The sequence below is a fragment of the Candidatus Aminicenantes bacterium genome, assembly GCA_026393855.1.
GTDB lineage: Bacteria > Acidobacteriota > Aminicenantia > Aminicenantales > UBA4085 > UBA4085.
Map to the genome: position 1 here is coordinate 1 of JAPKZJ010000032.1, position 5,526 is coordinate 5,526.

General features: G+C 61.2%; 6 protein-coding genes. 3 read left to right on the forward strand and 3 right to left on the reverse strand.

The window, feature by feature from the left end; all coding sequences use genetic code 11:
- The 3 genes from NTZ26_04165 to vapB all read right to left on the reverse strand — a co-directional run.
- Positions 1-1,350, reverse strand: a 1,350-nt coding sequence (locus tag NTZ26_04165; GenBank protein ID MCX6559687.1) for a hypothetical protein, incomplete at its 3' end; no start/stop codon positions are given.
- A 78-nt stretch (positions 1,351-1,428) separates the two neighbouring features.
- Complete coding sequence (locus NTZ26_04170) at positions 1,429-1,833, reverse strand: type II toxin-antitoxin system VapC family toxin (GenBank protein MCX6559688.1); 405 nt, start codon at positions 1,831-1,833, stop codon at positions 1,429-1,431.
- Complete coding sequence (gene vapB / locus NTZ26_04175) at positions 1,830-2,057, reverse strand: type II toxin-antitoxin system VapB family antitoxin (protein MCX6559689.1); 228 nt, start codon at positions 2,055-2,057, stop codon at positions 1,830-1,832. The genes NTZ26_04170 and vapB overlap by 4 nt, the downstream gene beginning before the upstream one ends.
- A gap of 186 nt (positions 2,058-2,243) precedes the next feature.
- On the opposite strand from vapB, the gene NTZ26_04180 reads away from it, so the two are divergent.
- The 3 genes from NTZ26_04180 to NTZ26_04190 form a co-directional block, all read left to right on the forward strand.
- Positions 2,244-3,029, forward strand: coding sequence for a type IV toxin-antitoxin system AbiEi family antitoxin domain-containing protein (locus NTZ26_04180; GenBank protein ID MCX6559690.1), 786 nt, complete (start codon positions 2,244-2,246; stop codon positions 3,027-3,029).
- Complete coding sequence (locus NTZ26_04185; GenBank protein ID MCX6559691.1) at positions 3,026-3,850, forward strand: nucleotidyl transferase AbiEii/AbiGii toxin family protein; 825 nt, start codon at positions 3,026-3,028, stop codon at positions 3,848-3,850. The genes NTZ26_04180 and NTZ26_04185 overlap by 4 nt, the downstream gene beginning before the upstream one ends.
- A 9-nt stretch (positions 3,851-3,859) precedes the next feature.
- Positions 3,860-5,526: N-6 DNA methylase (locus NTZ26_04190; GenBank protein MCX6559692.1), on the forward strand; the 1,667-nt coding region annotated here is incomplete at its 3' end.

Here is a 5,526-nt window from a genome sequence, read left to right on the forward strand (position 1 = left end):
GACCTCGGTGTTGAACCAGGCCGGAAAGCCGACGCCGGTCTTGACGCCTTCCGCGCAGGCCAGCAGGAAGTCGGGGCTCAAGCCGGGCGTCCACCATACCGACAACGTCGGCTGGGTCGTCGGAGCGTTGATCGCGGCCCGCACGACCAGCGTCGAAAGGGCGTTATCGGCCGGCTGGCCGTCCTCGGTCAGGCCGCCGAGCATCAGATTCTGGAACAGGTTGCCTGAGCCCAATCCCTCCCAGGAGAACGAGGCGACATACTCGATCTCGGTGTGCTTGATCCGGAGGAGCTCCAGAAGCTCGAGCGCCCGGGCGTCCGGCAGCGCGCCGCGGTCGCGGTCGGCCTGGAAATAAGGGAAAAGGTATTGGTCGAAGCGGCCGACCGAATAGCCGAGGTGGGCGCCTTCGAGGTGCCCGGCCAGATAGGCCAGCCAGAAGTGCTGCAGGGCTTGGTAAAAATCGACCGGGCGCCGCCCGAACGACAGGCAGTTCGCCGCGATCGCCTCCAGTTCGGCTTTGCGCACCGGATCGGCCTCGACGCCGGCCAGGGCCAGAGCCGCCCGCCCGTAGTTTTGGCCCCACGTGCGCGTCCCTTCCAACGCCCGAATAGCGGCGCGCCAAAAATGGACCTTGCCAGTCTCCTCGATGGCCCCCGGATGCAGGAAGGCTGCCTCGATCTTGACCCGGCAGCGATCGATGAGGCCGTCCAGGCCGACGCCCAAGAGCGTCTCGAAGTCGAGGACGAGACGGCCTTCGGGCGCCGGATCGTGAGGGGCGGTGTAGAGGACGATCTGCCAGCCCTTTTCGATCCAGTCGGCGTGGGGATAGTGCGCTTTCCACAGCTTGTCGCCCTCCGCCTGCATACACTTGTCGCTCCAGTAGTCGGCGCACTCTCGGAGACAGGCTTTTTCTTCGGGGCTGATCAAGAACTTGCCGCAGAAGACTTCGTATCCGTCGCTGCCGCCCATGGCGTGGACGCGGGCGATCCCGCCGCCCGTGCCGAGGTCGGTGACGGCGTCCTGGGCTTCCTGCTGCTCGCGCCGCAACTCGCGCAGGATGTATTCCGAGGCGTAGTTGGCGTAGGGCACGGCGCCGCGGACGAAGCGCGTCTTGCCGCCGACGATCAGCTCGCCGTCGCGGATGACCGGCGTCAGGCGCTCCAGGGCATAGGCGTGGCACTCGGCCCGCCGCTCCTGCTCCTCCCAATGGGCCACTTGGCGGTGGCGCTCGGTGTAAAAGCGGATATATTCGGTATCGATGAAGAGCGGCTCGGACAGATAGCGATCGTAGCGGGCGCGGACCCGCGGCGAAGACGGCGAGCCGACGATTTCGCGCGGCGTGAATTCCATGGGGGCCTCCGATGTTGCGGAAACACGATACTTGAGGGCGCGAGGTGAGTCAATGAGCCGGAACGGGACGAAAAGCCTTCAACCCGTCCAGTCTTCGACTTTGAGGCCGTGGACGCGGCGAAATTCACGCAGGTTGTTGGTGACCAGCACGACGCCGAGGCTCAAGGCGTGGGCGCCGATTTGGGTATCCAGGGGGCCGATCGGGGTCCCGGCTTTTTCCAGTCTGGTCCTGACTCGGCCGTATGCTTCAGCGGCGGCCGTCCCGAAATCCGCGATTTCCAGGGGGAGCAGGAACGCCTCCAGGGCTGCCGCATTTTTTTCGGCGGCCGCGCTTTTCTCGATTCCGTAGCGGAGCTCGGCTAGGGTGATCGAGGAAATGCCGGCGTCGCCCGGCGCCAGACTCGCGAAGCGCCGGATTGCCGCCGCCGGCCTGCGCTTGATGAGCGCGATGCACGCGTTGGTGTCGAGCATATAGCGCATCATAGCTCTTCGCGTTCCTGCCGCGCCGGCTGGCTGCGCTCGGCCAGGAAGTCATCGGAAAACTTGTCCAGGCTCTGGATCAGGGAGTCCCAGGCGCTGTTGGCCGGAAGAAGGATGACGGCGTTGCCGGATTTCTTGACGAAGACATATTCGCCCTCGAAACGAAACTCTTTGGGCAGACGGACGGCCTGGCTCTGTCCGTTGCGAAACAGCTTGGCGGTTTTCATGGCGTGTTTGAGCAAATATATACTATACATATATACTATTCCATTGTGTAACTCAAGTAGCTCGGCCGTAATAATTGACGAAAGTCCGGCTCGGTTTTCTCACCATCTATTGACTAACGCGCTCGCGTGTTATAGTTTAGACCTAGATAATAGCCCCTATAGTAGATTAATGATGTCCAAACTATAATGAAAAGCTCTTTGGGACGTTGGGAATCGGAGTTTCTGGCCCGGGTCGGCCCGCAAAGTATTTTTGATTTGAAGGAAGCCCGAAAAATTCTCGGCTCGAACCGAGAGCGGCATGTGCTTCAGTTTCTCGCCCGTTTAAAGGAAAAGGGCTGGATCGAGCGTATTAAACCCGGTCTTTATGCAGTTATCCCCCTATCCTCCGGCTCGGAACGAGCGCCGCAGCTCCACGAGTTCGTGATCGCCATGAAGCTGGTCGAGCCGGCGGCGATCGCATTCCTTTCGGCCCTGAATCATTATGGCCTCACGGAGCAAATCCCCCGCCAGGTCTTTCTAGCTACGAACCATCGGGTGGCGAGACTGACGCGGATCTCTCTCGGTTTTTCGTACCGGATCATCTGCCAAAGCCCCCTTCGATTTTTTGGCCTTCAGAAGGAGTGGGTCGACGAGCGTTCTTTCCAGATCACGGACTTGGAGAAGACGCTCATCGACAGCCTGACTCTTCCCCAATATGCGGGGGGGATGGGGATTGTCGCGCCAGCTTTGGCCGCGGCTTGGCCCGGAATCGACGAAGCCAAACTCCACGCCTATGCGGTGCGAACCGGCGTTTCGGCCGTAGCGAAGCGGCTCGGATTCTTGATGGAGCAACAATCGCTTGGGAATCCGGAAAAGCTCCGCAAGGCAGCTCATATGTCCGAGGCTTATTCCCTTCTCGATCCCACCTTGCCGGCCCGGGGACCGTATAACCGATCCTGGCGGTTGCGCGTCAACCTTGAGGTCCGGCCTTGATCTCGACCGCGGAAATCCATCGGGCGGCGGCCAGAGAGGGCTTGCGTTTCGATCAAGCCGAGAAGGACGGCATGATCGTCCTTTTGCTTTCGACCTTGGCTCCGATCCTGGAATCAAAAAAAGATTGGTTCTTCAAGGGGGGGACTTGCCTGCGCCATTGCTATTTCCCGGGGTATCGGTTTTCCGAGGATATCGACTTCACTTGTCGCGAAGAAGGAGCCGGCCTCGAGCAGGCGCTCCTTCGTCTTCGGTCGGCGGCTTCAGAGGCCGCCGATCGAACCGGGATCCGTTTCGAGTGCCGCGAGCCCCGCTCCGACCCGGCCGGCGTCCAGGTTGAAATCCCGGTGGAATATTCCCGCGGCGGAGCTCGCCGGCAAGCGCTCCCTGCGGTCAAGGTTCATCTCACCTTTGATGAACCGCTTTTATCCGACCCGGAATCACGAATCGTCCGGCCGCCGGACTACTTCGACCGGCCGGTCTTCAGTCTGCTCTCTTATAGCCTGGTTGAGATCGTCGCTGAAAAGCTGCGAGCCATGCTCCAGCAACAGGAGAAATGGCCGCGACCGCGGGATCTCTATGACCTCTGGCACATCCTCTGTTTCAAGAAGGAGCGCTTCGGCCGTCGGACGCTTCGGGAGCTCTTTCAAGAAAAATGCCGCGTTCGGGGTTTGCCGCCGGACCCTGAGCGGCTGCGGTCCGATCATCTCCAAGCCTGGAACCGGGCCGCCTGGCGCAACCAATTGGCACCCTTGTTGAAATCGGCGCCCGATTATGATGCCATATGGTCTGATTGGCGGGACGTCTGTGATACGCTGTTTTAGTGGGGACGCATGCCCGACAACCTGATCGAACGCTATCTCGCGGACCTGGGCGAAATCCACCGCACCGGGGCCCATGTTGCGGAGACCTCGTTCTACCCGGCCCTGGAAAGGCTTCTCTCGGATATCGGAAAATCTCTGTCGCCCAAGGTCCGGTGCGTCATCAACATTGCCAATCGGGGCGCAGGCTTGCCCGACGGCGGATTGTTCTCGGCCGATCAGTTTCGCCGCAAACCGCGCGGGGAGGAAGCGCCGGAAGGCGCTTTCCCCGGCCAGATCCCTTCTCGAGGCGTCATCGAGGCCAAGCCTCCCTCCGCGGATGTTCTGAAGCTCGCCGCCAGCGAGCAAGTCGGGCGCTATTGGGAGCGATACGGCACGGTGCTTGTCACCAATTTCCGGGCTTTCGCCATCCTTGGTAAGAATCCATCGGGCCAGCCGCGCATTCTCGAGCCGTTCACCTTGGCCGAATCCGAAGCCGAATTCTGGCGCTTGATCGCGAATCCGCGTTCAGCCGCGGCTTCGCTCGGCGAGCGTCTCGTGGAGTACCTGAAACGCGTTTTGCTCCACAATACGCCTTTATGCGCCCCGCAGGACGTGGCCGAAATCCTCGCTTCCTACGCCCATGATGCGCGTCTGCGGATGGAGCACGCCGAGATTCCCGCCCTGGCCGGGCTTCGTCAGGCCCTCGAGGAATCTTTGGGCATGCATTTTGAGGGCGAAAAAGGCGAGCATTTCTTCCGTTCAACCCTCGTCCAGACCCTTTTTTACGGCCTCTTCTCGGCTTGGGTCTTTTGGGCCCGCCGCCGCGATCTCAAACCCATTCCTAAAACCGCGTTTGCCGATGCCATCCGGACACCCGCGTCTCCGTATGTGGTGGCGGGTGACTTCGACTGGCGCTCCGCGCATTGGCTCTTGCGGGTGCCGATGATTCGGGCTTTATTCGTTCAGATCGCCGATCCGGCCCGCCTTGGCCCCCTGGGGTTGATCGAGGTCCTGGACTGGGCCGCCGCGGCTCTCAACCGCGTGGATCGGAAAGCGTTCTTCACTTCTTTCGACGAGGGGCATGCCGTCCAGTACTTCTACGAACCCTTTCTTCAGGCTTTCGATCCCGAGCTGCGCAAGGATCTCGGCGTCTGGTATACGCCCGAAGAAATCGTCCGCTACCAAGTCGAGCGCGTCGATGCCGTCCTGCGTTCCGAGCTTGGCCTGGCCGACGGTTTGGCCGACCCGAACGTGGTGGTTCTCGACCCTTGCTGCGGCACCGGCACCTATTTACGGGCTGTTCTTCGCCGGATCGCCGAGACACTGCGCGACAAGGGCGGGGATGCTCTTGTCGCCAACGACCTCAAAAAAGCGGCCATGGAACGGGTTTTCGGCTTCGAGATTTTGCCCGCGCCGTTCGTGATTTCTCATCTTCAATTGGGCTTGGAGCTTGAGAGCCTTGGGGCGCCGCTGACCGACCGGGGGAATCCGCCGGAGCGCGTCGGCGTCTATCTGACCAATGCCTTAACGGGGTGGGAGCCGCCCAAAGTCCCGAAAACGCATGTCCTGTTTCCCGAAATGGAACAAGAGCGGGACGCCGCCGACCACATCAAGCGTTCCGACCGCATCCTCGTCATCATTGGAAATCCGCCATACAACGGATTTGCGGGCATAGCGGTTGAGGAAGAGCGCGATCT